Here is a 26304-nt window from a genome sequence, read left to right as displayed (position 1 = left end):
AAAGGGGGATATCTTCAGCCTACGCCTGCCCGACATTCTCCCCTGTCACTCTCGGCCCCCCTTTTTTAGGATTCGGACAGCCCCTTTAAAGATGCCTGCCAGCTCACAATTCCGGCATATCTTGCCCCTCAGCCGACACTAACCTAAAAAAAGCTGGCCTTAGGTGATAAGCAGCGACTTGCCGACCAAATAGGGTGTCCTTCTCTCCCCTAATCTGAGATTCATTCATGTATCACACTCTCATCTCCACCCTTTTTACCGAACTGGGTTTGCCCTTGCCTGCCAGCGGCCAGTCCGTCACCACCCTCGCCATCAACGAAGAGCTGGTATTGACGCTGGCAGAGGATGAGGGACATCTGGTGATCTATCTGTTGTTGCCGGGCCACGCCATGCCCAATGCTCCCCTGCTCAATCATCTTGGTGACGAACCGGCCTTTCTACTGGACCAGACCAAACAGGGTGAAACCCTTATATGGACCCGCGAGTGGCTCGATCACCTGACTTTGGAGAGCCTGCTGACATTGCTGGAGCGTGCAGTCGAGCTTGCCGCCGAGTTGCTGGCCCACCAGTACGATCGGGGGCAGTCTCAGGAGGCTGAACCGGCAGCCAGGCAAGCTGGCAACATCCGGGTGTAACCACTGCCTTACCGGTTCGCAGTCAGCAACAATCGGATTTGTCGTGGTTCCTGAGCCAGGTCATTGCGACCCCATCGGTGGTTGATAGAATATGCGCCTATCCATAAAGAGGTGGTCTTTGGCCGTGTATCTGCGGGTGTTGGCCAGGTTGGCGCTGGGGGGATTCTTCGTCGCCTCCGCCGGGTTCAAGCTGGTGGCGCCGGAGCTGTTCGCCGAGCAGATCGGCGCCTTCGGCCTGCTCTGGTCGCCGTTCATTCCCCTTGCCGTCTGGGGGCTTATCGGGCTGGAGTTCTGTGCCGGGCTTGCGGTGATCGCCAACCGGCGTTGGGGGCTCTGGTTGGTGGTGGCCCTCTTGGCCCTGTTTATTCCGGTGTTGGGCTATGGCATCGCCATCGGGCTCGACATCTCTTGCGGCTGTCTTGGCAGGGCTGATCTCGGCTCGCTGCCACAGGCGCTCTTGCGGGATCTGCTGCTGTTGACGCTTGCGGGCGCCTTGCTGCGAACCTCCCGCCCCGTTTTGACCGTTCCAAAGGAGCAGTGACATGATGAGATTGCAATCCCGCACCCTGATGGCCTCGCTGATTGCGGCCAGCTTTGCCCTCGGTGGCTGTGGCGACAACCAGTTCGAGCAGGAGACCAAACTGGAGCAGGCGGCGGTACAGCTCTCCCAGGAGACCCAGCAGGGGGGCTACCAGCTGCTGACCGTGGCCGAGCTGAAGACCCGGATGGACAAAGGTGAGGCGCTGGTGATCATCGACACCATGCCATTCGAGGACTCCTACAAGAAGGAGCATATTCCGGGGGCCAGGAATTTTGCCTTCGTGAAGGAGGCTAGGTCCGGCGATGACTGGAGCCAGATCGTCGAGGGGAGTGGCACGCCCGAGCAGCTGCTGGCCCTGCTGGGGGACGACAAGACCCGTCCGGTGGTGTTCTACTGCGGCTTCGTCAAGTGCGGCCGCAGCCACAACGGGGCCGCCTGGGCGGTCACCCAGGGTTATCAGCAGGTCTATCGGGTGCCGGGCGGCATCTTCGCCTGGAAAGGGGCGGGTTACCCGGTCAGCGCCGAATAGGCCGGAAACGCCCAGATACAACAAAGCCCGCACATGCGGGCTTTGTTGTCAGTGGTGCAACTGCTCAGGGGCGGGCCAGCGTCACCACCCGGTTGTCGATAAGGCGGGCCTTGCCGAGATACGCCGCCATCAGGATCACCAGCTGCTCGCTCTCATCGGTGGCCGCTTCCAGGGTGGCTGCATCGACGATGTCGATGGCATCGGTCCGAAAACCGGCCTTGTCCAGACGCTGGCTGGCCTGGGCCACCAGGGAGGGCAGGTGGTGGTCACCTGCTTCAATCTGCTCGGCGATCCAGTTCATGGTGCGCGCCAGCTCAGGGGCCAGGGCCCGTTCGGCGGCGGTCAGGTAGCCGTTGCGCGAGGAGAGTGCCAGCCCGTCTTCGGCCCGCACGGTGGGCACGCCGACGATCTCGATGGGCATTGCCATGTCGGCCACCATCTTGCGAATGAGCGCCAGCTGCTGGTAATCCTTCTGGCCGAAGCAGGCCACGTCAGGCTGCACCAGATTGAACAGCTTGGTGACCACGGTGCTGACGCCGCGGAAGTGACCCGGACGCAGCGCCCCTTCCAGCAGCGTGGAGAGGCCCGGTACCTCGACGAAGGTCTGGCTGGCCAGCCCCTGCGGATACATGATCTCCGGGGTCGGCGTGAACACCATATCGACACCGGCCGCCTCCAGCGCAGCGCAATCCTGCTCCAGGGTGCGCGGGTAGTTGGCGAGATCCTCGGCCTTGTCGAACTGCATCGGGTTGACGAAGATGCTGACCACCACCTTCTCGGCGTGGCTGTGCGCCTCCTGCACCAGGGTAAGGTGGCCCTGGTGCAGGTTGCCCATGGTGGGCACGAATGCGATGGCGCGCCCTTCACGGCGCCATTGGCCGATCTGTTCACGCAGAGCGGCGGGATTGTTAACGACCAACATCAACTGTTCACCTTCGAAAAGATCAAAGAGAGGCGGGCAGGAGCCCGTGCGGATAAGCGCGAAGTGTCAACGCGCGGCATCATCATCGGCGGTTACCTTGGGATGAATCATCAAAAGAGGGGGCTCACTCTGCCCCGGAGGGCGAAACGGGGGCGCAGGCCCCCGCTCTCGTCACGGCATCACATCAGTTGAAGCAGTGCTCCGGGCCCGGGAAGGTCCCTTCGCTCACCTGCTTCACATAGAGCCGGATGGCGGCGCGCATGTCGCCGGTCTCGGCCAGGAAGTTCTTGGTGAACTTGGGCACATAACCGGAGGTGATGCCGAAGGCATCGTGCATCACCAGGATCTGGCCGTCGGTGGCCGGGCCGGCACCTATGCCGATCACCGGAATGCGCAGCGCCTTGCTGATGCGCTCGGCCAGCGAAGTGGGCACGCATTCGAGCACCAGCAGCTGGATGCCGGCGGCCTGCAGCTCGAGGGCCTGACGGTAGATCTCCTGGGCCTGGAACTCGTCGCGCCCCTGCACCTTGAAGCCGCCAAACACGTGCACGGATTGCGGGGTGAGGCCGAGGTGGCCGCACACCGGCACGCCGTTGCGGGTCAGATGGCGGATGGAGTCGCACAGCCAGTCACCCCCTTCCATCTTCACCATGCGGGCGCCGGCCGCCATCAGGCGGGCGGCATTCTGATAGGTCTGCTCTGGGGTGGCATAGCTCATGAACGGCATATCGCTCACCACCAGGGCATTGGTCGTGCCGCGCACCACGCAACGGGTGTGATAGACCATCTCGTCCATGTTGACCGCCAGGGTATCCTGGCCACCCTGCAGCACCATGCCCAGCGAATCGCCGATGAGCAGCACGTGAGCGCCCTCGTCGTCGAACAGCTTGGCAAAGGTGGCATCATAGGCGGTGATGGCGGTGATTCGTTGGCCTTCCTGCTTCATCTTCAGCAGGTTGGTGGTGGTGATCTTGCTCATAGAGGCTCCTGTTCGTCTGCACTTGCGGCAATGATGGCAAGACCATTGCGCGGGCAGCGGGCAACCAGTTGTGCGAGCGGCGTGCCGCAGGGCAGCACCAGAGCGGGCGCGATTTCGGCCAGGGGCAGCAGCACGAACTCCCGCTCCTGCATGCCGTAATGGGGAACGATGAGGCGCTCAGAGTTGATCACCTGATCGCCATAGAGCAGCAGATCGAGATCCAGGGTTCTCGGCCCCCACCGCTCATCCTTGCGCACACGTCCTTGTTCCAGCTCGATTTTTTGCAGTTGATCCAGCAGCGCCAGCGGCGCCAGCCGGGTGTTGAGCCGGGCCACGGCATTGACGTAGTCCGGTTGATCAGCAGGGCCCATGGGGCGGCTGCTGTAAAGCGACGAGGCCTGCACCAGCACGGAATCCGGCAGGGTTGCCAGCGCGGCGATGGCGCGGCGAGCCTGGCCGACGGGGTCGGCCAGGTTGGAGCCGATGGCGACGAAGACCTCGGTCATCACGTCAGTTGTCACTCTGCCGCTTTCGGTTTGCGACGACGGGGGCGACGACGGTTGCGGCTGTTGCTGCTGCGTTTCTCGCCATCGTTGCTGCGGGCCGCACCGCTGGCCGGGCGGCGAGTTGCCTCCCGTTGCAGCTGCGGGCGCACGTCCGGGTTGGATTCCACGTAGCGTTCCCACCAGCTGGCCAGCTCGCCGAGGCCGCGTTCGACCCGGTTGCGCAGCAGCAGGAAGTCGAACGCCGCACGGAACTTGGGGTGTTCCATGGCGCGCTCGGGGTGGCGGCCCTGACGGCGGGTCAGCCGCTGCTGCAGGGCCCAGATGTCGCGCACATCTGTGGTGAAACGGCGGGGGACGGCGATGATCCGCACCTGGTTGTCCAGCACCTCGTTGATCGCCAGCATGAAGGCGTCATACCAGGGCAGGCCGCTCTCGTTCTCCAGCACCCGGCCGCGGGCCTCGACGCAGCCCCACAGCAGGGTGGCGTAGAGGAAGGCGGGGGTAACGCGCTTCTCTTCACGAACGCGAGTGTCGGTATCGATCAGCGCCTGCTCGATGAACTGTTCGTAGGGCGAGTTGCCGTGCGGGGTGAACAGCGCGGCTACCTGCGGGAACAGCTGCTGGAACAGGCCGTACTCGCGCAGCAGCTTGTAGGTGGCCAGGGCATCGCCGGCCAGGAACAGCTTGAGGGTCTCCTCAAACAGGCGGGCCGCCGGAATATCCTGCAGCAGCGGCGCCAGCTCCTTGATGGGGGCGGCGGTGCGCGGGCTGATGGTCATGTCCAGCTTGGCGGCGAAGCGCACGGCGCGCAGCATCCGCACCGGATCTTCCCGGTAGCGGGTCTCGGGGTCGCCGATGAGTTCCAGCTTGCGTTCGGCCAGGTCTTCCAGCCCGCCCTCGAAATCGTGCAGGGTGAAATCCTTGGCGCTGTAGTAGAGGGCGTTGACGGTAAAGTCGCGACGCTCGGCATCCTCTTCGATGGTGCCGTAGACGTTGTCGCGCAGCAGCATCCCTTCATCGGACTGGGCCGACACATGTTTGCTGGTATTGACCTGATGGTGGTGACCGCGGAAGGTGGCCACTTCGATCACGTCACGACCAAAGACGATGTGGGCCAGCCGGAAACGGCGGCCGATCAGGCGGCAGTTGCTGAACAGTGACTTGATCTGCTCCGGCGTCGCATCGGTGGCGATGTCGAAATCCTTGGGCGTCTTCCCGAGCAGCAGATCCCGTACCCCGCCGCCGACCAGGTAGGCTTCGTAGCCACCCTTGTTCAGGCGATAGAGCACCTTGAGTGCATTCTCGCTGATCTCTTTGCGCGAAATCGGGTGCTGGTCACGGCTTAAGGTACGACGTTGCCCGGCGACACGGGCCGGAATGGGGGACTCCACCGACTGCTCGCCGTCTTCCTTGCCGAGCACCTTGCGGCAAAAGTTTGCGATCTGGGAAAAAATGGTACACCTCGTTATGACTTCAAATTGACGGGAGGCCAAAAAAATAGCGGCCTATCATAGCTCACGCCTAACCAAATGAAAAACCGTGCTGGCAATTGATCCCGTTTGAATCAGTGTTGCCGCAAAAAATAGCGGTCTATTCAATAGCTCATGCCTAACCAGATGAAAAACCGTGCTGGCAATTGATCTCGTTTGACTCGGATTATCCCGGCTAAATCATCGCAAACCGCGCTGATTCACACCCAAATCCCCCCTGAACTGCCTATTCGTTTACGCCAGCTGTCAGCGTAATCTTCTCGCTGGCAGGCACCCGGGCCAGCTGCCAGTGGGCGATGCCCCAGTCGATGATCTCGTCGACCCGGCTCGCCATCAGTTCGGGGGGCGGACATTGACCTAGGAAGTACAGTGCTCGCCACAGGGCCGGGCGCACCTCGTCCTGTGCCAGCGCGGGTGCGTGATTCTGTTTGGAGAGCTTGTTGCCGTCGGCCTGCACCGCCAGCGGCAGATGCACCCAGGCGGGCACGGGGGCGCCCAGGGTCTGGTAGAGGGCAATCTGGCGCACCGTCGGCTCCAGCAGGTCGGCGCCGCGCACTATCTCGGTGATGCCGCAGTCCATATCGTCCACCACCACCGCCAGGTTGTAGGCGTAGAGGCCATCGCGCCGGCGCACGATGAAATCCTCCTCGGCCAGCGCCGCCGGTACCGCGATATGACCCTGCAGGCCATCCTCGAAGTCGTAGACCGGGTGATGCTGGCGCAGGCGGGCGGCGCAGCCCTCTGCGCTCAGTCCGAGGGTGCGGCAGTGGCCGTTGTAAAAACCGCCGCTCGCCATGATTTCGCGCCGGGTACAGCGGCACCAGTAGAGATCGCCGGCCCGGTAGAGCTGCTCGATGATCTCGTCGTAGCGGGCGTGACGCCGGCTCTGGTACATCACCTCGCCATCCCACCCGAGGCCATGGGCCTCAAGGGTCTTGAGGATAAGGTCGGCGGCCCCTGCCATCTCCCGCGGCGGATCGATATCTTCGATGCGCACCAGCCAGCGCCCCTGCTGTGCCCTGGCCTGCAAAAAGCTGCCGAGCGCCGCAATCAGGGAACCGAAGTGGAGCGGACCCGAAGGGGAGGGGGCAAAGCGGCCTATATAAGGGAGGGGCGGGGATGACGGGGTGGCATTCACGGACATGGTCATTCGGATAAAAAAGGCATTGAGGCAGCATTCTGGGACGACCCGGCCAAAAGCTCAATAAAAAAGGGAGCCCGCGAGCTCCCTTTTTTGTGTCATGCCAGAGGTCGGTATTAACCGGCCATCTGTTTTTCCTTGATCTCGGCCAGCGTCTTGCAGTCAACGCAGAGGTCGGCAGTCGGACGGGCTTCCAGACGGCGGATGCCGATCTCGATGCCGCAGTGTTCGCAGTAACCGAAGTCGTCGTCTTCGAGCAGCAGCAAGGTCTTCTCGATCTTCTTGATCAGTTTGCGCTCGCGGTCGCGGGTACGCAGTTCCAGCGCGAACTCTTCTTCCTGCGCGGCGCGATCCACTGGATCCGGAAAGTTGGCAGCCTCATCCTTCATGTGGTCAACGGTGCGGTCAACTTCCTGCATCAGTTGGTTGCGCCAGGCTCCCAGGATCTTGCGAAAATGTGCCTTTTGTTGGTCATTCATGTACTCCTCACCCGGTTTTTCCTGGTAAGGCGCCACACCCGCAATGGCCAGGGGGCCCAGAGATTTCCTGTTTTCGCCTGTTGGCATGCCCTGTCTCCTAATTCAGCACGCTACCCGTGCCATCCATAAATTGAGGGCGACATCTATAGCAGAAGGGTAACTTGGAGGCAAACAAGCCGTACCAATAATGTTACCCACTCCAACATTTATTCGCTGCCCTCGGGTAGCAGGTGACAAGATTCAAACGGGATAAAATCTTGTGCCACCATGCTCTGCACCCCAACATGGGGTCGATAGCATAAAATTTCAACCCCTGCCGCAATTGCTTGCTCAATAAGCAGACTATAGTGCGGATCTATATGCGCTGCCGGGCGCATTCTCACGATTCCGGAGTGCAAAACCATAAATAACAGCACGGCTCTGTGCCCTGCCGTCTTCATGGCCATTAATTCACGCAAGTGCTTGGCGCCACGGGTAGTTACCGCATCGGGGAAGTAGCCCATGCCGGGCTGCTCCCGCTCATCGAGCAGGGTCACCGATTTCACCTCGATGTAACAGGCCGGCCGGTGGTCATCTTCCAGCAGCAGATCGATGCGACTGTTCTCTTCGCCGTATTTCACCTCGGTGCGCAGCCTGGCATAGCCGCGCAGCGGGGCGAGGGCATCCTGCTCGATCAGCTCCCGGGCCAGCTGGTTGGCGCGGGCCGTGTTGACGCAGATGAAGTGACCGGCCGGGCTCTCGGCGATCTCCCAGCTGTGGGGCAGCTTGCGCTTGGGGTTGCTTGATGTGGAGTACCAGACCCGGGTACCCGGCTCGGCGCAGCCGGTCATGGCGCCGGTATTGGCGCAGTGGATGGTGATCACCTCGCCGTTGTCGAGCCGCACGTCGGTCAGGAAGCGCTTGTAGCGGGCGACCAGCTGCCCGGATTGCAGGGGGGGATCGAAGATCATGGTATGGCTCTCTTAATCGATGAGTCTGGGCATGGCAGCCGGTCAGGATGCCATCTTCTCTCTGGCCCGCAGCGGCCAGCAGGCGAGGGGCTGGTAGCGCACCCCGTCCGGGGTCGAGAGGGATTGATAGAGGCAGAATCGGTCGGCCCGCAGCACAAAGTCGGGGGCGGGCAGCAGCGCCGGCGGTTCGCTCGCCTTGCGCGACAGGGTGACGTGGGGGCGATAGCCCTGCTCGCCGTTGCCAAGCCCCAGCTTCTCGCCATGGCGACGCAGCGCCCTGGCCAGCACGGTCAGCTCGTTGGGCCACTCTCTCGGGCCAATCCAGGCGGCCTTGGCACGGCCGAACCAGCCGGTTTCATTGAGCGCTATGGTGAGCGGCGGACAGTGCTGGCGCTCGACGGCGGCCATCAGCTGTGCGGTGGTGGCCTCGTTCGCTTCGCCGAGGAAGGCCAGCGTCAGGTGGAGGTTGGCGGTGGGGACCGGCTGGCCCGGCCAGGGCAGTTGATCGCGCCAGGCGACGATATCGGCGGCCAGCGCCTCGGTGGGCAGGGCAAAGAAGAGTTTGGCCATTCGGGTGAGGGTGCCTCTTTGATGCGGACGGGTGGCCCATTCTATGGCAGCCGTCCGCTCCTGTCTCGCCGGCCGACATCCACTCACGGTGGCCGGGCAGGCTGTGGCAGAATAGGCGCCGTTTTACGGCTTGCAACAAGAAGGTGCTGATCCCTTTGTCTTCTCTCCCCATAGTGTCGGTGCTGCCTGCACTCTTTGCCGCCATCGACAACCATGCCAGCGTGATCCTGCAGGCGCCCCCCGGCGCGGGCAAATCGACCCTGCTGCCGCTGGAACTGGTGCGCCAGCACCGGCTGCCCGGTCGCATCATCATGCTGGAACCCAGACGCCTGGCGGCGCGCAACATTGCGGGTTTTCTGGCACGCCAGCTCGGGGAGAGGGTAGGCGAGCGCATTGGCCTGCGGGTACGTGGCGAGAGCCGCACCAGCAGCCAGACCCGGCTCGAAATCGTCACCGAGGGGGTGCTGACCCGGATGCTGCAGCAGGATCCCGAGCTCACCGGCGTCTCCCTGGTCATCTTCGATGAGTTCCACGAGCGCAGCCTGCACGCCGATACCGCGCTGGCCTTCGCCATCGAGAGCCAGCAGGGGCTGCGCGATGACCTCAAGCTCTTGGTGATGTCTGCCACCCTGGACGGCATGGCGCTGGAGACCCTGCTGCCGGAGGCCCCGGTGGTGCGCTCCGAGGGGCGCGGTTTTCCCATCGACTACCACTACCGCCCCGCCAATCGCCAGCAGTGGCTGGAGCCCCAGGTCGGCGCCGTGGTGCTGGAGGCGCTGGCCGCCCACGCCGGCAGCCTGCTGGTGTTCCTGCCGGGCCAGGGGGAGCTCGAGCGGCTGGCGCAGTGGCTGGAAGGGCGGCTGCCGGACGAGGTGACCCTCGCCCCCCTCTACGGCCGCCTCGACATGGCGGCCCAGCAGGCGGCCATCGAGCCGGCGCCTGCTGGGCGCCGTAAGCTGGTGCTCACCACCAATGTGGCGGAGACCTCGCTCACCATCGAGGGGATCTCAGTGGTGGTCGACAGCGGGCTGGAGCGACGCGCCTCCTTCGACATCAAGAGCGGTGTCACCCGGCTGGAGACCCGTCCCATTGCCAAAGCCTCCGCCACCCAGCGGGCGGGTCGTGCCGGTCGTCTCGGCCCCGGTGTCTGCTACCGGCTCTGGAGCAGCGAAGTGCAGGAGCGCCTCGCCGAGCAGAGCCCGCCCGACATCCTCACCCAGGAGCTTACCGGCCTGCTGCTGGACGCCGCCCAGTGGGGGGCCAAGGTCGAAGAGCTGCCGCTGCTGGACATGCCGCCGGCCGCCGCCGTGGCCAGCGCCCAGCGACTGCTGGTGAGCCTCGGCGCCATGAAGCCGGAGGGTGAGCAACAACTTACCCCGGCCGGGCGCGCCATGGCGGCCTTCGGTACCCATCCCCGGCTTGCCCGCATGCTGCTGCGTGCCCGCGCGCTGGAGGCCGAGGGTCTGACAGGGATTGTCGCCGATGCGGCTTTCCTGGTGGCGCTGCTGGAAGAAGATCTGCGAGGATCGGAGCGCCTCTCTGTGCTGTTCCACCGCCGTCAGGGGGCCCTGCGCCAGAGTGCGGCCCGCTGGTTCGAGCGGCTCGGCGCTCGCCCCGCCAGTGCGCAGGGGCAATGGCTGGGGCTGCTGTGCGCTCTCGCCTGGCCCGATCGCATCGGCAAGCTGCGCAGCGGCAGCCGTTATCAGCTCAGTGGCGGGGTGAGCTGCGATCTGGTAGAAGGTCACCCCTGTCAGGGGCAGGGGGCGCTCATTGCCATCGAGATGGGCCAGAACGAGCGTGGCAGCCGCATCTTCATCGCCGAGCCGGTGGAGCTGGATGAGCTGGTGCGCCAGTTGCCTGAGCTGGTGAGCGAGCGCCAGTGGTTCGACTGGGACGAGCGCGAGGAGCGGGTGCGGGCCGAACGCCAGCAGGTGATCGGCGAGCTGGTGCTGAGCCAGCGACCGCTGACGGAACTCTCTGATGAACAGAAGGGGCGCTGCCTGCTGCAGGGGATCCGGCGCAAGGGGCTGCATGTGCTGCCTTGGGATGACACCAGCGAGGGGCTGCTGGCCCGCTTGCGTTGCGCCGCCGACTGGCTGCCCGACGAAGGGTGGCCAGCCATGGATGAGGCGAGCCTGCTTGCCACGCTCGAACAGTGGCTGCTGCCGGCGGTGAGCGGCATGACCCGGCTGGAGCAGTTGAAAAAGCTCGACCTTGCCGACATCCTGCGCCAGTCTCTGCCCTGGCCCCTGCCAAGACGGCTGGACGAGGCGCTGCCCGGCCACTTCACCGCGCCGACCGGCAGTCGGGTGCGGATCCGCTATCAGCCGGGTCAGGCGCCGGTGATCCCGGTGCGCATCCAGGAGATGTTCGGTCAGGCCACGACTCCGTGCGTGGCTGACGGCCGGGTGGCGCTGGTGGTGGAGCTGCTCTCTCCGGCCCAGCGGCCGCTGCAGATCACCGCCGATCTGGCCGCCTTCTGGGCCGGCTCCTATGAGCTGGTGAAAAAAGAGATGAAGGGACGCTACCCCCGCCACTACTGGCCGGACAACCCGCTGAAAGCGATGCCGACCAGAGTCACCAAGAAGAAGATGGGGTTGTAGGTTGCTGCCGGGCATGGCGAAGCCCAACGCCAGCAGACGCCCCTCACCCTGACGCTCTCCCAGAGAGAGGGAACCGATCGAGCTGGGTGTTTGCGCCTTTTTCCTTTCCCTTTTCAAAGAGATGGGAGAAGGGTTGGGAATGAGGGGGCAGCCATTTGTCTGGCGAAATGAAACTCAGGAGCCCGGTTCGATTGGTCAGGCCCGATCGGACGTTCGCGAATGCGACAACATAAGTAGAAAGAGAAGCAAAGAGGATTTATGGCAACGCAACGACGCAAGCGCACTCCCAAGAAGGCGGCGCCCAAACGCACCATCTGGCGCACGCTGTTCTGGCTGGGTTTCAAGCTCTCCCTGGTGGGAGCGGCCTTCATGGTGGTGTTTGGCATCTACCTGGATACCAAGGTGCGTGAACGCTTCGACGGCGAGAAGTGGCAGTTGCCAGTGATGGTCTACAGCCGGCCGCTGGAGCTCTATCCCAGCCAGCGCCTCTCCCAGACCCAGATGCTGCGCGAGCTCAACATGCTGAGCTACAAGCAGGTGCGCCAGCCCCACTCCCCGGGCGAGTATGCGGTGAGCGGCAACCGCATCGAGCTTGTTCGCCGGCCGTTTGCCTTCCATGACGGGGCAGATGCCGCCCGCGGCCTGCGCCTCACCTTCAACGGCGCGCGGCTGGAGGGGATCCAGTCGCTGGAGAATCAGCGTCAGCTCGGTTACGCCCAGATGGACCCTGTGCTGCTCGATCGCCTCAACACCGAAGATCGGGAGGATCGCCTGCTGGTGCGCCTCGCCGAGGTGCCGGACAGCCTGCTGGTGACCCTGCTCACCACCGAGGATCGGGACTTCTACCAGCACGGCGGCGTCTCGCCGGTGGCCATCATGCGCGCCATGGCGGCCAACCTGCTGGCGGGGCGCACCGTGCAGGGCGGCAGTACCCTGACCCAGCAGCTGGCCAAGAACTTCTTCCTGACCCGGGAACGCAGCCTGTGGCGCAAGGCCCAGGAAGCCTACATGGCGGTGCTCATCGACTATCGCTACAGCAAGGACGAGATCCTGGAGGCCTACCTCAACGAGGTCTATCTGGGGCAGAACTTCTCCCAGGGGGTCTATGGCTTCGGGCTCGCCTCCTACTTCTACTTCGGCATTCCGGTCAACGAGCTGGACATCGATCAGGTGGCCCTGCTGGTGGGTATGGTGAAGGGCCCCTCCTATTACGATCCCTGGCGCTTCCCGGAGCGGGCCAAGGCGCGCCGTGATCTGGTGCTCAAGCTGCTGATGGATCACGGCAGTTTGCAGCCGGCCGAGTATGAACTGGCCAGCAAGCAGCCGCTCGGCATCATTACCCGCGGCCAGATGAGTTATGGCCGCACCCCGGCCTTCATGGGGCTGCTCAAGCGGGAGATCCAGAGCCGCTTCGGCCCGGATCTGCTCAAACAGTCCGGCCTCAAGATCTTCACCAGTCTGGATCCCATCGCCCAGCATGCCGCCGAGCAGGCGGTGGAGTCGGGTCTGGCCACCATCGAGAAGCAGCGTGGCAAGAAGAAGCTGGAGGCGGCCATGGTGGTCTCCGACTGGCACAAGGGCGAGGTGGTGGCCATGGTGGGTGGCCGGGATCCGCGCTACGCCGGCTTCAACCGGGCGCTGGATGCTCGTCGCCAGATAGGCTCCCTGGTCAAGCCCGCGGTCTACCTGACCGGCCTCTCCAACGGCCTGACTTTGGGCACGCCGCTCAAGGATCAGCCGATCCGCATTCGCGGCAAGGATGGCCAGATCTGGACCCCGCAAAACTACGACCGCAAGTTCCGCCAGAGCGTGCCGCTGATGGATGCGCTGGCCAGCTCCCTCAACGTGCCGACCGTCAACCTGGGTCTGCAGGTGGGGCTGGACAAGGTGGTGGACACCCTGCACAAGCTGGGGGTGGAGCAGGAGATCCAGCCCTATCCGTCCCTGGTGCTGGGGGCGGTGGCCCTCTCGCCGATGGAGGTGAACCAGATGTACCTGCCCATCGCCAACCAAGGGCTGACCCAGCCGCTGTCGGCGATCCGGGCCGTTGTCAACAGCGACGGCAGCAAGCTCTATCAGCATGATGAGGCGGCCAAGCGGGTGACCGACGAGCAGGCCAGCTGGCTGACCCTGTTCGCCATGACCAAGACGGTGAGCCAGGGCACGGCGCGGGCGCTCGGTGCCAAGTTCCCCGGCGCCACCATGGCGGCCAAGACCGGCACCACCAACGAGCTGCGCGACTCCTGGTTCACCGGCCTCGACAACAATGAGCTGGTCAGCATCTGGGTCGGTCGCGATGACAACACCCCGGCTGGCCTGACAGGTGCCAGCGGTGCCCTGCAGCTGTTCAGCGGCTACATGAGCCAGCGCGGGGTCAACAGCCTGGCCATGAACATGCCACAGGGGGTGAGCTGGGCCAGCTTCTCCCGCGCCAGCGGCGCCCGGGTTGCCAGCGACTGCCCTGGCAGTCTGCAGGTGCCGGCCAAGCTGGCCGGGTTGCCCGAGCCCATGAGCTGTGCCACTCCGGTGTCCAGCCCGGTCAATGCGCTGGACAACTGGTTCAACGGTTTCTTCAACTGACCGCGGCGGGCAGCCCAGGCTGCCCGCCTGCCCGGAGTGCTCATGTCACATCCTCTGTTCGATGCCATCCACCACGTGGCTATCATTGCCAGCGACTATGCGCGCTCGCGCCACTTCTACCACCAGGTGCTGGGGCTGCCCATCATCGCCGAGACGCTGCGGGCCGAGCGCCAGTCGTGGAAGCTGGATCTGGCACTGCCGGACGGCAGCCAGCTGGAGCTGTTCAGCTTCCCGGCGCCGCCCCCGCGCCCCTCCCGGCCGGAGGCGTGCGGCTTGCGCCACCTGGCCTTTCGGGTCTCGGAGCTCGACCGGGTCATCTCCCATCTGCAGGGCCATGGCGTCGAGGTGGAGCCGGTGCGGGTGGACGAGCTGACCGGCCGCCGTTTTACCTTCTTCGCCGACCCCGACGGCCTGCCGCTGGAGCTTTACGAAGCCTGGTGACGAGACGCTCGCCGTCATGAAGACATGCCCAAAAACAAGCAGCCGCCCGGTGTACCGGGCGGCTGCTTTTCATGGATGCAATCTCGGGATCAGGCGGTGGTGAGCAGGGTGACCGCGACGGCCATCACCAGCATGCCGACCCAGCCGATGGGCTTGAGCCGCTCGCCAAACAGCAGCAGGCCGCCGAGGGCGGTGCCCAGAATGCCGATGGCGCCCCAGGTGGCATAGGCCACGGCCAGATCGATCTGGCCGGTGCTGACCGCTTCCGACAGCAGGGTGAAGGCACACAGCACCAGCAGGATACCGAGGAATCCCCACCCCTTGTGACGAAAACCGACCGAACGGTTGATCGCCATGTTGGCGCCGATATCCAGCAAGGCCGCGCCCAGCACTATCATCAGCGGATGCATACGGCCTCCTCGTTGGCACGGGGTGTGCGAGCGGCCGGTTCATCGTGGCGCTCGCCCATCGTCACCAGAACAATCCCCACTATGGCCAGCGCCAGTCCGATCAACTCCTGAGCATTCAGCTGGTAGTCGAGGAACAGCACGGAGACGACGGTGATCAGCGCGATCCCCAGCCCCTCCCAGAGCGCGAAGGCAATGCCAATGGAGATTGTTTTGGCGGCTTTGGCCAACAACAGGTAGGAGAAGGAGATGAGCAGCCACATGGGCAGGTAGTTGAGCCAGCCGGCTTCGTTCTCCGGGATCATGGCCATGCTGGAGGTGCCGGCGACCTCGGTCAGGATGGCGCCCGTCAGGAAGATGCGGGCCAGGAGCATGCGATTGAATAACATAAAATGTCCTTTTGTTGCTGCGACGGGGCCATGATAGCCGCCACCCGGCGGGAGGCTGGAATCGCTGAGCGTCGGCAATTCAGACGCTGACGGTTTGCCTTGGCAGAAGCGGGCGAGGTAAGGTGAATATCGGATACCCAGCTCTCGACCCGGATCATGAAGCTCTACCAGATACAACTCTTTGTGGAATCAGCCAGTAGTGGCTCCATCGCCAACACGGCGCGCCGGCTTGGCAAGAGTCGCAGCGCGGTCAGTACGGCGATAGCGGCACTGGAGGTGGAGCTTGGCGTCGAACTTTTTGAACGAGGGGCCAACCAGAGTCGGTTGACCGAGATTGGCGAGCAGGTGCTGGACGACTGCAAGCGGCTGCTGCAGGCGGCCAACAGTCTCAAGCTCAAGTGCGAACATTACGCCTCCGGCGCCGAGGTGGCGCTGCGGGTGGCGCGGGATGACGCCATTCCCGAGGCGGTGTGGCGGGAGATGCTGGGTCAGCTGCGTCACCGGTTTCCCGGCACCAGCATCTCGCTGGTGCTGGCCTCGCCGCCTGAGCTGCCCGCGCTGGTGGAGGAGGGGTTTGTCGACGCCGCTTTCGGCCTCATCACCGAGGAGCAGGAGCGCAGCGGCCTCAACATCGAGGTGCTCAACCCGATCCGCACCCTGATGGTGGTGGCGCCGAGCCATCCGCTGGCCAGCCTGAAGCGGGTACTGCAGCAGGATCTGACCGGCCACACCCAGGTCACCCTCTCCTACGTGGATGAATTCTCGGTCAAGAGCCTGTTGCCCATCGGCGGCCACCACATCGGGTTGTCGAGTTTCGAGCTGATGCGCGATGCGGTGCTCGACGGCCTCGGCTGGGCCGTGCTGCCGTCGCCGCTGATCCAGAGTCAGCTGCGCCAAGGCTCCCTGCTCACCCTCAAGCACAAGTTCAGCCTGCAGTGGCGGGACTACGGCGTCTATCTGTCGGAAAATGCCTATCACGGCAGGGTGCTGGCCTGGCTGCGCAAGGCGATCCAGGCCTATCTCGAACCGTTCGAGTGAGTCATCTGTTCATGGATGGTGGCAGGCGGATCGCGCGGGGCTTGTGATCCATCGTGGCCTGATGGTACATACTGTCTGTACCCTCATGCAGCGCCTGGAGGCGTGAACGATATGAGCAGTGCCCAAGACAAGGACGAGATCTGGCTGGATGACGACATCATCGAGCTGGATGACGATGAGGCCGTGGTGACCAGGATGGCTAATCCCTGGCAGGTGCTGATCGTCGATGACGAACCGGACATTCATCATGCCACCCGGCTGGCACTCTCCAACATTCAGTACAAATCCCGCCCGCTAGCCCTGCTCAACGCCTACAGCGGTGCCGAGGCTGCCCGCATGCTGCAAGCCAACCCGCGCATCGCCCTGATCCTGCTCGACGTGGTAATGGAGACCGAGGACGCCGGCCTGCGGCTGGTACACCAGATCCGCAACGAGATGAAGAACGGCCTGGTCCGCATCGTGCTGCGCACCGGCCAGCCCGGGCAGGCTCCCGAGCAGCGGGTGATCCTCGATTACGACATCAACGACTACAAGACCAAGACCGAGCTGACGGTGCAGAAGCTCTACACCACCGTCATCGCCTCCCTGCGCTCCTACGAGACCCTCTGCGCCATCGACAAGAGCCGGCAGGGGCTCGGCAAGATCCTGGAGGGGGCGGGGGATCTCTATCACCTGCATTCGCTCAGGGAGTTTGCCTCCGGCGTGCTCAAGCAGATCAGCGCCATTCTCGACGTGGGCACCGAAGGTGCCATCTGCGCCGAACGCCGGCCCGGCTCGCAGGAGCTGGAGATCCTGGCCGCTACCGGTGACTATGAATCCCTGCTGAGCGACGTGCCGCTCACTGCCTTCCCAGCCCTGCACGACTCTGTGATGAGTGCGCTGGCCAATCGCTGCAACCGCTTCGAGCATCCCCAGGATGCGCTCTACATCGCCGCCCAGAACGGGCGCGAGTTCGTGCTCAACTTCACCCCCACTCAGCCGCTCGACCCGCTCGAGTGCGATCTGCTGGACGTGTTTTGCCAGCGGATCTCGGCGGCATACGACAACCTCTATCTTTACAACCAGCTGCTGCGCGCCCAGGAGGCCACCGTGGTGGCGCTGGCGGCGCTGGCGGAGTTTCGCGATTCGGATACCGGCGATCACGTGCTGCGGGTGCAGAAGCTCTCCGACGCCATCGTGGCCGAGCTGCAACAGGCGGGGGCCTATCCCGACGAGCTGACCCCCGGCTTCGTCGACATGATCGGCATGGCCAGCATACTGCACGACGTGGGCAAGGTGGGCACGCCGGACCACATCCTGCACAAGCCTGGCCGGTTCGAGCCGGACGAGCGGGCCATCATGGAGCAGCATGCGGACATAGGCGCCAGCATATTGCACAAGGCGGGGGAGATGGTGGAGGGAACCAGCTATCTGTCGCTGGGGGCCGAGATCGCCCGCGGCCATCATGAGCACTTCGATGGCAAGGGTTACCCGGAGCAGCTGGCCGGCGAGCAGATCCCGCTGTCGGCCCGCATCGTGGCGGTGGTCGACGTGTTCGACGCCCTGCTCAGCAAACGCCCCTACAAGGAGCCCTGGTCGCTGGCCCAGACCATGGAGTACATCATGTCGCGCTCAGGCAGTCAGTTCGATCCCGAGGTGGTGAAGGCGCTCAACCGGCTGGTCAGCGAATCGCGCTTGCCCTACGAGCTGTAGGGGAGAGCAAGAGACAACAAGGGGGCCGCGGGCCCCCTTGTTGTTGGCGGGGACTGGCTGAGGGATCAGCGCTGGCCGTAGCGTACCCTGGGCTGGCGCTGGCGAAACGGCAGCAGCAGGAGGCCGAGCAGCAGATCGCCGACAAGGGCCGCGAGCAAGCCCGCCGCCATGCCGCAGACGATGGCGGCCTGCTTGAGCGGTACCACGTAGCTGTAGTTTTGCAGGGTATCTTGCCAGAGCTGGGGCTCGGCACGCAGCAGCAGGTGGGAGAGCTGCCGGTACCAGGAGGCATCCTTGTAGACGCTCTCCTGCTGCAGGGTCTGACGCTGGCTGACCAGCAGTTGCAGGCTGGCCGCATCCTTGGCGAAGACCGGATCCGGGTTGGTGCGGTAGTGGTTGACCAGGGCCGTCAGATCGCCGTCGAAGTGCTGGTCTGCCGTCTCCTGAAAGGGGGCAAGGCTGAGGCTGGCCTGTTGTAGACGGGCATCCAGCCGCTGGTAGTAGAGGTCGATCAGACCCGGGATCTGCACACCGGCCAGCAGGCCAAGGGCAAACAGCATCATCCTGAGGTAGCTGCGCATATTGCTGTTCATCTCGCGAAAGGGAAGAGCTCCATACTAGCCGCAAGGTCGGGGACGGCCAAGCCCGCCATCTGGATCGGAACATTCCAGGGATGGCTTAAACGGAACCTGTTTTGCCGCGCTGTTTTCCCCATGAACTTTGCTTCCTCCCTCATTTGTGTGATTCACGTCACGCTTCTTATGTTCTAAAATACGGCCCCATTTTTCGGGGAGGAGAGTCCTTATGCGCAAATTTATACCCTGTTATCTGTTGGGTGGTCTCATCGCCGTCAGCTGGGCCGCTCTGCCTGAGCACGGCCCCTGGGATCAGTGGGATCTCGTCGTCTTCCATCTGGTCAATGGCTGGCTGGGTCAGGCCCAATGGTGGGCCGATCTGGTGGCGGTGACCAACAACCGGTTGTTCGATCTGGCGGTGCTCTCCTGCATGGGGCTTATCCTCTCCCGCTGCTTCTGGCGTGCGGACGAGCAGGGGCGTCGCCGGTTGGTGGCCATGGGGTGTGTCATGTTGCTGGGGGCCCTGGTGATCAACCAGTTTGGTCATCTGCTGCCGGTCAGCCGGCCCAGTCCGACCCTGATGGTGGCTGATGCACTGCGGGTCACCCAGCTCAGCGGGATCCCGACCAAGGATTCGTCCAGCGACAGCTTCCCCGGCGATCACGCCCTGTTCCTGATGATCTTCGCCGGTTTTGCCCTGCGCTATCTGCCACGCTGGGCCGGGGTGACGGCGCTGCTGATGGTGCCGCTGTTCTCGGCGCCCCGCATCCTCTCCGGTGCCCACTGGCTGACGGATGTCTATGTCGGCGCCCTCTCCTTGACCCTGCTCTGTCTGCCGCTGTTGCTGTCGACCGGATTGTCGGATGCGCTGATCGGCTGGATCGCCCGGCGGCTGCCACGCCTGCCGGGCTGGCAGTGGCTGGCGGGCAAAACGCCGGCGAGTCAGCAATAAAAAAGAAGGTCGGTGCATACCGGCCTTCTTTTTGTCTACTTCCCGCCGGTGACTGTGGTCGTCGCGAAATGACCATGACTACCACCGGCGGCCCCAGGCCTGCTGGCCCTCATAGAGAAGTATTAGCAGATTCGTTCGGGCGTGCCTAACAAGAGTTTCTCCAAGGAATCGTTTGCAAGGGATGAATGCTTGATCAGGGCCAAGATTTTTTATTTTTGCTGCCTTAGAATCGCCGCCCGTTGCTGGAGAACTCTGTATGTTAATTAATCTTTTGCGCCTGATATTCATCATCTGTGCGCTGGCGTTCATCTTCATGCTGGTACGGGCCTGGTGGCACAAGCGGCAGCAGGGTGCGCTGGAGTCGACCCCCTTCTGGCCGGTGGCGGCCATCGGTTTTGTCGCCAATTTTCTCGATACCCTGGGGGTCGGCAGCTTCGCGGTGAAGACCGCCTGCTACAAGCAGTTCAAGCTGATCGACGATCGGCTGCTGCCGGGCACCCTCAACGGCCAGTGCGTGTTGCCGACGGTCACCCAGTCGCTGATCTTCATCGGCGCCGTGCAGGTAGATCCGCTCACCCTCATCGGCATGATGGTGGCCGCCGCTGCCGGCGCGGCCTGGGGGGCGCGCCACGTCGCCTCGTTCGATCGCCAGACCATCCGGCTGGTGATGGCGGTCTCCCTGCTGGTGGTGGCCGGCCTCATCTTCGCCGGCCTGTTGGGGCTGTTCCCCCTCGGTGGCGACGCCATGGGGCTGACCGGTTACAAGCTCGGGATAGCGCTCGCCGGCAACTTCCTCTTCGGTGTGCTGATGAACGTGGGCATAGGCCTGTTCGCCCCCTGCATGACCCTGGTCTATCTGCTCGGCATGAACCCGCTGGCGGCCTTCCCCATCATGATGGGCTCCACTGCCGTGCTCAGCGTCTTCTCGGCGGGCACCTTCATCCGCAAGGGGGCCTTCGACGCCAAGGCTGTGCTGGCGGTGGCCATCTTCGGTCCGGTCGGCGTGGTGCTGGCGGCCATGCTGGTCAAATCCATGGACATGGCGATGCTCAAATGGCTGGTGGCCTTCATCGTCATCTATACCTCCTGGACCATGTACGCTTCCTGGCGGGCGGCGCGGCGGGCGCCACAACCCCGGCTGGCAGGCGTCACTGGTTAGCGAGTGCGGCGCGTGCCGGTGCTGGCCGCGGAGTATTGAAGTGGTTGCAGGCCTTTGGCGCTATCTATACCTCCTGGACCATGCCCGCTTCTTGGCGGGCGGCGCGACGGGCGCCACAACCCCGGCTGGCAACGGTCGCAGGCTGGCCTGCACCAGCGCCGCCTCGGCCCTTGCCCCCAGAAACACATAGAGCCCGAGGGCCAGTAGCAGCCCCACGGCGCACCCCATCACCCCCACCGCCGGCCAGAGCAGTTCGCTCTGGCCGAGCGAACCCTTGAACAGCAACAACAGCCCCTCGATGGATACCGCGATCAGAATGGCGGCGATGAAACGGGTAATGGTGCGGCGAATGGCGCTGTGGCGAAAGATGTCCTTATGCAGCAGCACCTCCTCTTCCAGAATGGTCTTGCCCAAGTCGAATACTGCCAGCGCCAGGGTCAGAAAGATGATGGCGCTGAAGGCCCCCAGCCGGTTCTGCTGCTCCCCGCACAGCAGCAGGTAGAGCTGCTCCAGCCCGTGCCAGATAAGCGTCGCGACGATCAGAAACAGCGCCAGACTCAGCACCACATAAACCCCCTTGAACCAGGGCATGGCCCGGCGCCGCTCCCTGTCCCCCATCAGCCAGGCGATAAGTTGGTTCAGGCAGAGGGTCAGTTCACGGCCATGACCTCTCACTATCAGATGCAAACGGGCTTGCGGCGCCGGCACTGGCGGCAGGATCCCGAGCGGTTCCCGGCTGAGGGCCTGATGCAGGATAAAGGGGTAATCCTTGAGTGAATCGGGTGGCGCCGTCAACAGCCCCAGCAGCAGGGGGGCCAGTTCGGCTTCGTACTCCTGATAGCGTCGCAACACATCGATGGGGCTCATTTCCGCCATACCTACCTCGCTCACAAAGGGTGGGTCTTGCTGACGGCTGCAAATTGTAGGCCTGCTTTATGACAACGACTGTGGTGGGGGTTGCACCGTTTGGTGACAAATCACGGTTGCCGACGGGCAGATTGCACCGGCAGCGGGCATGGCGAGGGGAGGATGAAAAAGGGCCCGTGAAGGGCCCTTGTGCGACAGATGGCGACGGCTTAGCCGGCCAGCTTGGCGAAGCTGCGTTCGGCGGCAGCCAGGGTGTGTTCGATCTCCTTGTCGCCGTGGGCCAGCGACAGGAAACCCGCCTCGTAGGCGCTCGGCGCCAGATAGACGCCCTCTTCCAGCATCAGGTGATAGAAGCGCTTGAAGCGCTCCATGTCGCAGCGGGTCACCTGCTCATAGCGGGTGATCTCGGTCTCGTCGGTAAAGAAGAAGCCGAACATGCCGCCCACGTAGTTGATGGCGAGCGGGATGCCGTGTTTGGCGGCGGCGGCTTTGAGCCCTTCGGCAACCCGGGCGGTCTTGTCGCTCAGCTGCTCATAGAGGCCCGGCTCCAGCAGCAGATCCAGCATGGTGAGGCCGGCGGCCATGGCCACCGGGTTGCCGGAGAGAGTGCCTGCCTGATAGACCGGGCCGGTCGGAGCGATGTGCTGCATCACCTTCTTCTTGCCGCCAAAGGCGCCGACCGGCATGCCGGCACCGATGATCTTGCCGAGGGTGGTGAGATCCGGGTCGATGCTGTAGTGGCCTTGGGCGCCGCGCAGGGAGACGCGAAAACCCGTCATCACCTCATCCAGGATCAGCAGGGCGCCAAACTCGTCACAGATGGCGCGCAGCCCTTCCAGAAAACCAGGTACCGGCGGGATGCAGTTCATGTTGCCGGCCACCGGCTCGACGATGATGCAGGCGATCTCGCTGCCGTACTGGCTGAAGGCCTCGCGTACCGAGTCCAGATCGTTATAGACACAGGTGAGAGTGTGCTTGGCAAAGTCGGCCGGCACGCCCGGGCTGTTGGGCTGACCCAGGGTGAGGGCGCCGGAGCCGGCCTTGACCAGCAGGGAGTCGGCGTGGCCGTGGTAGCAGCCTTCGAACTTGACGATCTTGTCGCGGCCGGTGTAGCCGCGGGCCAGCCGTATGGCGCTCATGGTGGCCTCGGTGCCGGAGTTGACCATCCGCACCTGCTCCATGGAGGGGACGATCTGGCGTACCTTCTCGGCCATCAGCACTTCGATCTCGGTGGGTGCGCCGTAGCTCAGCCCTTTCTCGACGGCCTTGATGACGGCAGCCTTGATGGCCGGGTGGTTGTGACCCAGCAGCATGGGGCCCCAGGAACCGATGTAATCCACGTAGGCCTGGCCGTCCACGTCATAGAGGTAGGCGCCATCGGCGTGATCGATGAAGCGGGGTGTGCCGCCGACCCCATTGAAGGCGCGGACCGGTGAGTTGACGCCGCCCGGAATGGTCTGGCGGGCCTGTTCAAACAGCTGATCTGATTTTGACATGGATCATCCTTAATGGGATTTTGGTCGTCACACAGGTGCAGGTGGCTGATTGCGGCTCGGCAGTCGGGGGGAGCTGGAGTATGCTTGCGCTCTTGACTCCCTGGCCAAGGACTGCCCCGTGTTAAATGAAACGGGCCGACTATAGCAGAAAGGCCCGGTGCTGGGCAGCAGGCTGGATGTCGTTACCTCCGTCAGCAAACGAATGTGGTTTTTTTCATGTCGCAACAAGCTTTCTCTTCTGCCGAACCGCTCTCGCCTCCCCGTGGCCCCGTCCTGCGGCGGATCATTCATCAAGACAAGATGCCTCTGCTGGTGCTGCTGTTGGCGGCACTGGTCGGTACCCTGGCCGGGCTGGTCTGTGGACTGTTCGAGTCCGGCGTCCACTGGCTGGCGCAGCAGCGTGTCGATCTGCTGGCCGATCGCCCCTGGTGGCAGCTCGGTCTGCTCGGCTTCGGTTTCAGCGCCCTGCTGGGGATGATCGGCTATTTCCTGACCCACACCTTTGCGCCGGAGGCGGGGGGCTCCGGCATTCCCGAGATCGAGGGCGCCATGGACGAGCTGCGGCCGGTGCGCTGGTGGCGGGTGTTGCCGGTCAAGTTTTTCGGCGGTATCTGCACCCTGAGCTCCGGCATGGTGCTGGGGCGGGAGGGGCCCTCGGTGCAGATCGGCGGCAACCTCGGCAAGATGGTGGCGGATATCTTTCGGCTGCCCAAGGAGCATGGCCACGCCCTGCTGGCGGCCGGTGCGGCTGGCGGTCTGGCCGCCGCCTTCAATGCGCCGCTGGCGGGGATCCTGTTCGTGATGGAGGAGATGCGACCGCAGTTTCGCTACTCCTTTCTGGCCATCAAGGCGGTGGGTATCTCCGCCATCATGGCGACCCTGATGCTGCAGAACATGAAGGGGCAGGGGGCCGTGATCAGCTTGCCTCACTACGACGCCCCGGCCCTCAAGGCGCTCTGGCTGTTCCTCTTCATGGGGGCCGCTTTCGGCGTGCTGGGGTTCGTCTTCAACAAGCTGGTGCTGGCCTGTCAGGATGGTTATCTGGCTCTGCATCAAAACAAGCGCCATCGCTTCGTGGCCATCGGCATGCTGGTGGCAGGCACCTTCGGCGTGCTGTCGCTGTTCGCCCCGGCGGTGACCGGCGGTGGCACCGAACTTATCCCTCACCTGATGGGCGGGGAGTATGCGATGGCCACCCTGTTCCTCATCTTTTCCATCCGGTTGGTGGCCACTCTGATCTGTTTCTGCTCCGGCGCGCCGGGTGGGGTATTTGCGCCGACCCTGGCCCTTGGCACCCTGTTCGGGGTGGTGTTCGGTCACCTGTTCCACTCGGCCTTCCCCGAACTTGGCATCGAACCGGGCGCCTTTGCCATCGCCGGTATGGGGGCGCTGTTTGCCGCCACCGTACGTGCACCCATCACCGGCATAGTGCTGGTGACCGAGATGACCGACAACTATCAGCTGATCCTGCCCATGATGATCACCACGGTCGGTGCGACCCTGGTGGCCCAGTGGTTGGGAGGCCGCCCCATCTATTCCCAGATCCTGGAGCGAACTTTACGGCTCGCGGCGCGTCAAAAGCGGGGAGAAAGCGGCGCCAGTGCCGGTTAACTCTTTGTCTGCCGGCCTGAATCTGCTTGTGTCGCGTATAGTGAAGGGAGCGTGGCCGCAGTATGCGCAGTAACAAAAGAGGCCTTATGTCCCAGATAATGAAGTGGTTGGCAGTGCTGATGGTGGGGGCGCTCATCGGCTATTTCGTCGGTAATCGCCAGGAGCTGGCTCAGAGCAGTCTGTTGACGGTTCAGCAGGAGACGCTGGAGCGCCAGGCCAAGGCCATTGGCCAGCTCAAGAGCGAGCTCGGTATCAAGGAGACCCTGCTGGCTACCCAGAAGGCGGCGTTCGAGCAGTTGCAGCAGGCGCTCAAGGATCAGGAAGCCCAGGTGCAGGAGCAGAAGCGCCAGCTGGCTTTCTTCGAGCGGATCATGCGTCCCACCGGCGAGCAGGTGGGGGTGGTGATCGACAACCTCACCCTGCAGGAGACCAGTATCCCTGGCCGTTATCACTATCGGCTGGCGCTGACCCAGCCCGCCAAGAAGCGCGAGCTGTTCCGCGGTCAGGTACAGATAAAGGTGGAAGGAAGCCAGGGTGACAAGCCCAGAACCCTCGGCAGCCGTGAGCTGGGCATGAAGGTAGGAGAGGGGCGCTATGCACTGCGTTACTTCCAGCTGCTGGAAGGTAACTGGCAGTTGCCGGAAGGCTTTGTACCAGACCGGGTACGGATCACCATCGGCAAGGATGGCCGGCAACCGGCCCAGGAGCTGCTGGCCGAATGGGGCGAGGTGATCAAGCCGCTGGTGGTCGCTCCACCGGCACCTGTGCCGGCCGTACAGTAAGAAGCTTGGTGAATACTTGAACTGAATGGTCGGGTATTGGATAATTTCGCGGTTTCCATGTTTGTGGATTTAACGGTTGTGAGGTCAGTAATGAGTGCAGTAGCAGAAGCCCCGTTGCCCATCCAGATGACGGATGCGGCAGCCAACAAGGTGAAGACCCTGATCACCGAAGAAGAAAATCCCGAGCTCAAGCTGCGGGTGTACATCACGGGCGGTGGCTGCTCCGGTTTCCAGTATGGTTTCACCTTCGATGAGAAGATCAACGAAGGGGATACCGTGGTCGAGAAGAGCGGGGTCACCATGGTGATCGATCCCATGAGCCTGCAGTATCTGGTTGGCGGCAGTGTGGATTACACCGAAGGTCTGGAAGGCTCCCGCTTCACCGTGACCAACCCCAACGCCACTACCACCTGTGGCTGTGGTTCCAGCTTCTCTATCTGATATATAGAGATACCGCGTGATATCGAAGGGCCCCAAGGGGCCCTTTTCGTTTCTGCATCTGTGCCGTCTTGGCATGTCTGTAGTGGGATGGCCATACCAGGCGGTAACGCTAAATAGCCGGAGTGGGCCTCTTTTGGGTTATTGCTGGAGTGCTTTTTATCCTGATTGGTGGTTAGTTAAACACTTGAACGTCTTTTTCAAAAAAATACGGAGTTTTCGCTTGTCAGCGAGAATCATATCCCTATAATGCGCCTCCATCAGCACGGCGCAGTGCGCGTCTGGTCAGCCTTGCAAAGCAAGCTGGTGAGGGTTATAGTTTCAGACCCTGCTCTTTAACAATTTGAATCAAGCAATCTGTGTGGGCACTCACAGCATCGAGCATCAAAAACAATTTTTGATTTTCAATGTCTGATGAAGTGACCAAAGCAACTTTCAAGTTGCAGCAGTTAATTCAGCAATTCATTGAGCCGCTTTTCGAAGCAACCAAACTTAAATTGAAGAGTTTGATCATGGCTCAGATTGAACGCTG

At 63.2% G+C, this 26304-nt stretch carries 26 protein-coding genes; 13 read left to right on the top strand and 13 right to left on the bottom strand.

Annotated features, from left to right (window positions below; genetic code table 11):
• Positions 1-227 precede the first annotated feature (227 nt).
• The 3 genes from AB5Y95_RS04795 to AB5Y95_RS04785 all read left to right on the top strand — a co-directional run bounded on the left by AB5Y95_RS04795 (position 228) and on the right by AB5Y95_RS04785 (position 1705).
• Positions 228-635 (top strand): CesT family type III secretion system chaperone, encoded by a 408-nt coding sequence (locus tag AB5Y95_RS04795; protein ID WP_368159716.1) that lies wholly within the window; start codon positions 228-230, stop codon positions 633-635.
• 118 nt (positions 636-753) lie between these two features.
• Positions 754-1176, top strand: coding sequence for a MauE/DoxX family redox-associated membrane protein (locus AB5Y95_RS04790; RefSeq protein WP_368159714.1), 423 nt, complete (start codon positions 754-756; stop codon positions 1174-1176).
• 1 nt (position 1177) lies between these two features.
• Positions 1178-1705: a rhodanese-like domain-containing protein gene (locus AB5Y95_RS04785; RefSeq protein ID WP_017780523.1), complete on the top strand. Its 528-nt coding sequence runs from the start codon at positions 1178-1180 to the stop codon at positions 1703-1705.
• Positions 1706-1769: 64 nt separating this feature from the next.
• On the opposite strand, the gene panC is transcribed toward AB5Y95_RS04785, so the two are convergent.
• The 8 genes from panC to thpR form a co-directional block, all read right to left on the bottom strand.
• Positions 1770-2627: a pantoate--beta-alanine ligase gene (gene panC, locus AB5Y95_RS04780; protein ID WP_368159711.1), complete on the bottom strand. Its 858-nt coding sequence runs from the start codon at positions 2625-2627 to the stop codon at positions 1770-1772.
• Positions 2628-2811: 184 nt separating this feature from the next.
• The gene (panB, locus tag AB5Y95_RS04775) at positions 2812-3606 is read right to left on the bottom strand and encodes a 3-methyl-2-oxobutanoate hydroxymethyltransferase (protein WP_005304470.1); all 795 of its coding nucleotides are present in this window, start codon (positions 3604-3606) and stop codon (positions 2812-2814) included.
• Positions 3603-4112, bottom strand: coding sequence for a 2-amino-4-hydroxy-6-hydroxymethyldihydropteridine diphosphokinase (gene folK, locus AB5Y95_RS04770; RefSeq protein ID WP_043171255.1), 510 nt, complete (start codon positions 4110-4112; stop codon positions 3603-3605). Before folK ends, panB begins: the two co-directional genes overlap by 4 nt.
• A gap of 11 nt (positions 4113-4123) precedes the next feature.
• Positions 4124-5605 carry a polynucleotide adenylyltransferase PcnB gene (gene pcnB, locus AB5Y95_RS04765; RefSeq protein WP_201989937.1) on the bottom strand — a complete coding sequence of 494 codons (1482 nt, stop codon included), beginning with the start codon at positions 5603-5605 and terminating at the stop codon, positions 4124-4126.
• 223 nt (positions 5606-5828) lie between these two features.
• A complete protein-coding gene (gluQRS, locus tag AB5Y95_RS04760; protein WP_201989935.1) occupies positions 5829-6746 on the bottom strand; it encodes a tRNA glutamyl-Q(34) synthetase GluQRS in 918 nt (305 codons plus the stop codon).
• Between the two features lie 113 nt (positions 6747-6859).
• Positions 6860-7309, bottom strand: a complete 450-nt coding sequence (gene dksA, locus AB5Y95_RS04755) for an RNA polymerase-binding protein DksA (RefSeq protein WP_005304459.1) — start codon at positions 7307-7309, stop codon at positions 6860-6862.
• Positions 7310-7428: 119 nt separating this feature from the next.
• A complete protein-coding gene (gene sfsA, locus AB5Y95_RS04750; protein WP_368159707.1) occupies positions 7429-8172 on the bottom strand; it encodes a DNA/RNA nuclease SfsA in 744 nt (247 codons plus the stop codon).
• Between the two features lie 42 nt (positions 8173-8214).
• Positions 8215-8742, bottom strand: a complete 528-nt coding sequence (thpR, locus tag AB5Y95_RS04745; RefSeq protein WP_368159704.1) for an RNA 2',3'-cyclic phosphodiesterase — start codon at positions 8740-8742, stop codon at positions 8215-8217.
• Positions 8743-8897: 155 nt separating this feature from the next.
• Here thpR and hrpB point away from each other — a divergent pair, with 155 nt between their 5' ends.
• From hrpB to AB5Y95_RS04730, 3 genes are all read left to right on the top strand, one after another.
• Positions 8898-11345: an ATP-dependent helicase HrpB gene (hrpB, locus tag AB5Y95_RS04740; RefSeq protein WP_368159702.1), complete on the top strand. Its 2448-nt coding sequence runs from the start codon at positions 8898-8900 to the stop codon at positions 11343-11345.
• A 258-nt stretch (positions 11346-11603) separates the two neighbouring features.
• Entirely contained in the window at positions 11604-13925 is a 2322-nt protein-coding gene (gene mrcB, locus AB5Y95_RS04735; protein WP_368159700.1) for a penicillin-binding protein 1B, read from the top strand.
• Between the two features lie 42 nt (positions 13926-13967).
• A complete protein-coding gene (locus tag AB5Y95_RS04730; protein WP_099359925.1) occupies positions 13968-14366 on the top strand; it encodes a VOC family protein in 399 nt (132 codons plus the stop codon).
• 89 nt (positions 14367-14455) lie between these two features.
• Here the strand turns inward: AB5Y95_RS04730 and AB5Y95_RS04725 are convergent, their stop codons facing one another.
• Positions 14456-14776 carry an SMR family transporter gene (locus AB5Y95_RS04725; protein WP_017766311.1) on the bottom strand — a complete coding sequence of 107 codons (321 nt, stop codon included), beginning with the start codon at positions 14774-14776 and terminating at the stop codon, positions 14456-14458.
• Positions 14764-15162 (bottom strand): SMR family transporter, encoded by a 399-nt coding sequence (locus tag AB5Y95_RS04720; protein ID WP_139753705.1) that lies wholly within the window; start codon positions 15160-15162, stop codon positions 14764-14766. Before AB5Y95_RS04720 ends, AB5Y95_RS04725 begins: the two co-directional genes overlap by 13 nt.
• 156 nt (positions 15163-15318) lie before the next feature.
• Between AB5Y95_RS04720 and AB5Y95_RS04715 the strand changes: the two genes are divergently transcribed.
• Entirely contained in the window at positions 15319-16200 is an 882-nt protein-coding gene (locus tag AB5Y95_RS04715) for a LysR family transcriptional regulator (protein ID WP_005304434.1), read from the top strand.
• Positions 16201-16311: 111 nt separating this feature from the next.
• Entirely contained in the window at positions 16312-17892 is a 1581-nt protein-coding gene (locus tag AB5Y95_RS04710; RefSeq protein WP_010636269.1) for a response regulator, read from the top strand.
• Positions 17893-17957: 65 nt separating this feature from the next.
• Here the strand turns inward: AB5Y95_RS04710 and AB5Y95_RS04705 are convergent, their stop codons facing one another.
• Positions 17958-18485: a DUF2937 family protein gene (locus AB5Y95_RS04705; RefSeq protein WP_065017874.1), complete on the bottom strand. Its 528-nt coding sequence runs from the start codon at positions 18483-18485 to the stop codon at positions 17958-17960.
• Positions 18486-18696: 211 nt separating this feature from the next.
• Here AB5Y95_RS04705 and AB5Y95_RS04700 point away from each other — a divergent pair, with 211 nt between their 5' ends.
• On the top strand, positions 18697-19419 hold the full coding sequence (locus AB5Y95_RS04700; protein WP_368159696.1) for a phosphatase PAP2 family protein: 723 nt from the start codon (positions 18697-18699) through the stop codon (positions 19417-19419).
• A 256-nt stretch (positions 19420-19675) separates the two neighbouring features.
• Entirely contained in the window at positions 19676-20578 is a 903-nt protein-coding gene (locus AB5Y95_RS04695) for a sulfite exporter TauE/SafE family protein (protein WP_017766317.1), read from the top strand.
• 60 nt (positions 20579-20638) lie between these two features.
• On the opposite strand, the gene AB5Y95_RS04690 is transcribed toward AB5Y95_RS04695, so the two are convergent.
• Positions 20639-21454 carry a hypothetical protein gene (locus AB5Y95_RS04690; protein WP_208201537.1) on the bottom strand — a complete coding sequence of 272 codons (816 nt, stop codon included), beginning with the start codon at positions 21452-21454 and terminating at the stop codon, positions 20639-20641.
• Between the two features lie 200 nt (positions 21455-21654).
• The gene (gene hemL, locus AB5Y95_RS04685; protein WP_368159693.1) at positions 21655-22941 is read right to left on the bottom strand and encodes a glutamate-1-semialdehyde 2,1-aminomutase; all 1287 of its coding nucleotides are present in this window, start codon (positions 22939-22941) and stop codon (positions 21655-21657) included.
• Between the two features lie 216 nt (positions 22942-23157).
• On the opposite strand from hemL, the gene clcA reads away from it, so the two are divergent.
• The 3 genes from clcA to erpA all read left to right on the top strand — a co-directional run bounded on the left by clcA (position 23158) and on the right by erpA (position 25775).
• Positions 23158-24552, top strand: a complete 1395-nt coding sequence (gene clcA, locus AB5Y95_RS04680; protein ID WP_017781498.1) for a H(+)/Cl(-) exchange transporter ClcA — start codon at positions 23158-23160, stop codon at positions 24550-24552.
• An 86-nt stretch (positions 24553-24638) separates the two neighbouring features.
• Positions 24639-25334: a DUF6776 family protein gene (locus tag AB5Y95_RS04675; protein ID WP_065017877.1), complete on the top strand. Its 696-nt coding sequence runs from the start codon at positions 24639-24641 to the stop codon at positions 25332-25334.
• A gap of 90 nt (positions 25335-25424) precedes the next feature.
• Entirely contained in the window at positions 25425-25775 is a 351-nt protein-coding gene (gene erpA / locus AB5Y95_RS04670; RefSeq protein ID WP_005304404.1) for an iron-sulfur cluster insertion protein ErpA, read from the top strand.
• Positions 25776-26304 lie beyond the last annotated feature (529 nt).

This window comes from Aeromonas sp. R5-3 (assembly GCF_040908225.1).
Taxonomy (GTDB): domain Bacteria; phylum Pseudomonadota; class Gammaproteobacteria; order Enterobacterales; family Aeromonadaceae; genus Aeromonas; species Aeromonas dhakensis.
Note: the sequence above shows the minus strand (reverse complement) of the source record. Positions and strands in the feature narration are given on the sequence as shown.

What these genes read in the sequence shown, in the direction of transcription:
- AB5Y95_RS04795 (WP_368159716.1), top strand. Translation starts at nt 228, where the DNA reads ATGTATCACACTCTCATCTCCACCCTTTTTACCGAACTGGGTTTGCCC.
- AB5Y95_RS04785 (WP_017780523.1), top strand. Translation starts at nt 1,178, where the DNA reads ATGATGAGATTGCAATCCCGCACCCTGATGGCCTCGCTGATTGCGGCC.
- panC (WP_368159711.1), bottom strand. Translation starts at nt 2,627, where the DNA reads ATGTTGGTCGTTAACAATCCCGCCGCTCTGCGTGAACAGATCGGCCAA.
- panB (WP_005304470.1), bottom strand. Translation starts at nt 3,606, where the DNA reads ATGAGCAAGATCACCACCACCAACCTGCTGAAGATGAAGCAGGAAGGC.
- folK (WP_043171255.1), bottom strand. Translation starts at nt 4,112, where the DNA reads ATGACCGAGGTCTTCGTCGCCATCGGCTCCAACCTGGCCGACCCCGTC.
- gluQRS (WP_201989935.1), bottom strand. Translation starts at nt 6,746, where the DNA reads ATGTCCGTGAATGCCACCCCGTCATCCCCGCCCCTCCCTTATATAGGC.
- dksA (WP_005304459.1), bottom strand. Translation starts at nt 7,309, where the DNA reads ATGCCAACAGGCGAAAACAGGAAATCTCTGGGCCCCCTGGCCATTGCG.
- sfsA (WP_368159707.1), bottom strand. Translation starts at nt 8,172, where the DNA reads ATGATCTTCGATCCCCCCCTGCAATCCGGGCAGCTGGTCGCCCGCTAC.
- thpR (WP_368159704.1), bottom strand. Translation starts at nt 8,742, where the DNA reads ATGGCCAAACTCTTCTTTGCCCTGCCCACCGAGGCGCTGGCCGCCGAT.
- mrcB (WP_368159700.1), top strand. Translation starts at nt 11,604, where the DNA reads ATGGCAACGCAACGACGCAAGCGCACTCCCAAGAAGGCGGCGCCCAAA.
- AB5Y95_RS04730 (WP_099359925.1), top strand. Translation starts at nt 13,968, where the DNA reads ATGTCACATCCTCTGTTCGATGCCATCCACCACGTGGCTATCATTGCC.
- AB5Y95_RS04725 (WP_017766311.1), bottom strand. Translation starts at nt 14,776, where the DNA reads ATGCATCCGCTGATGATAGTGCTGGGCGCGGCCTTGCTGGATATCGGC.
- AB5Y95_RS04720 (WP_139753705.1), bottom strand. Translation starts at nt 15,162, where the DNA reads ATGTTATTCAATCGCATGCTCCTGGCCCGCATCTTCCTGACGGGCGCC.
- AB5Y95_RS04715 (WP_005304434.1), top strand. Translation starts at nt 15,319, where the DNA reads ATGAAGCTCTACCAGATACAACTCTTTGTGGAATCAGCCAGTAGTGGC.
- AB5Y95_RS04710 (WP_010636269.1), top strand. Translation starts at nt 16,312, where the DNA reads ATGAGCAGTGCCCAAGACAAGGACGAGATCTGGCTGGATGACGACATC.
- AB5Y95_RS04705 (WP_065017874.1), bottom strand. Translation starts at nt 18,485, where the DNA reads ATGAACAGCAATATGCGCAGCTACCTCAGGATGATGCTGTTTGCCCTT.
- AB5Y95_RS04700 (WP_368159696.1), top strand. Translation starts at nt 18,697, where the DNA reads ATGCGCAAATTTATACCCTGTTATCTGTTGGGTGGTCTCATCGCCGTC.
- AB5Y95_RS04695 (WP_017766317.1), top strand. Translation starts at nt 19,676, where the DNA reads ATGTTAATTAATCTTTTGCGCCTGATATTCATCATCTGTGCGCTGGCG.
- AB5Y95_RS04690 (WP_208201537.1), bottom strand. Translation starts at nt 21,454, where the DNA reads ATGGCGGAAATGAGCCCCATCGATGTGTTGCGACGCTATCAGGAGTAC.
- hemL (WP_368159693.1), bottom strand. Translation starts at nt 22,941, where the DNA reads ATGTCAAAATCAGATCAGCTGTTTGAACAGGCCCGCCAGACCATTCCG.
- clcA (WP_017781498.1), top strand. Translation starts at nt 23,158, where the DNA reads ATGTCGCAACAAGCTTTCTCTTCTGCCGAACCGCTCTCGCCTCCCCGT.
- AB5Y95_RS04675 (WP_065017877.1), top strand. Translation starts at nt 24,639, where the DNA reads ATGTCCCAGATAATGAAGTGGTTGGCAGTGCTGATGGTGGGGGCGCTC.
- erpA (WP_005304404.1), top strand. Translation starts at nt 25,425, where the DNA reads ATGAGTGCAGTAGCAGAAGCCCCGTTGCCCATCCAGATGACGGATGCG.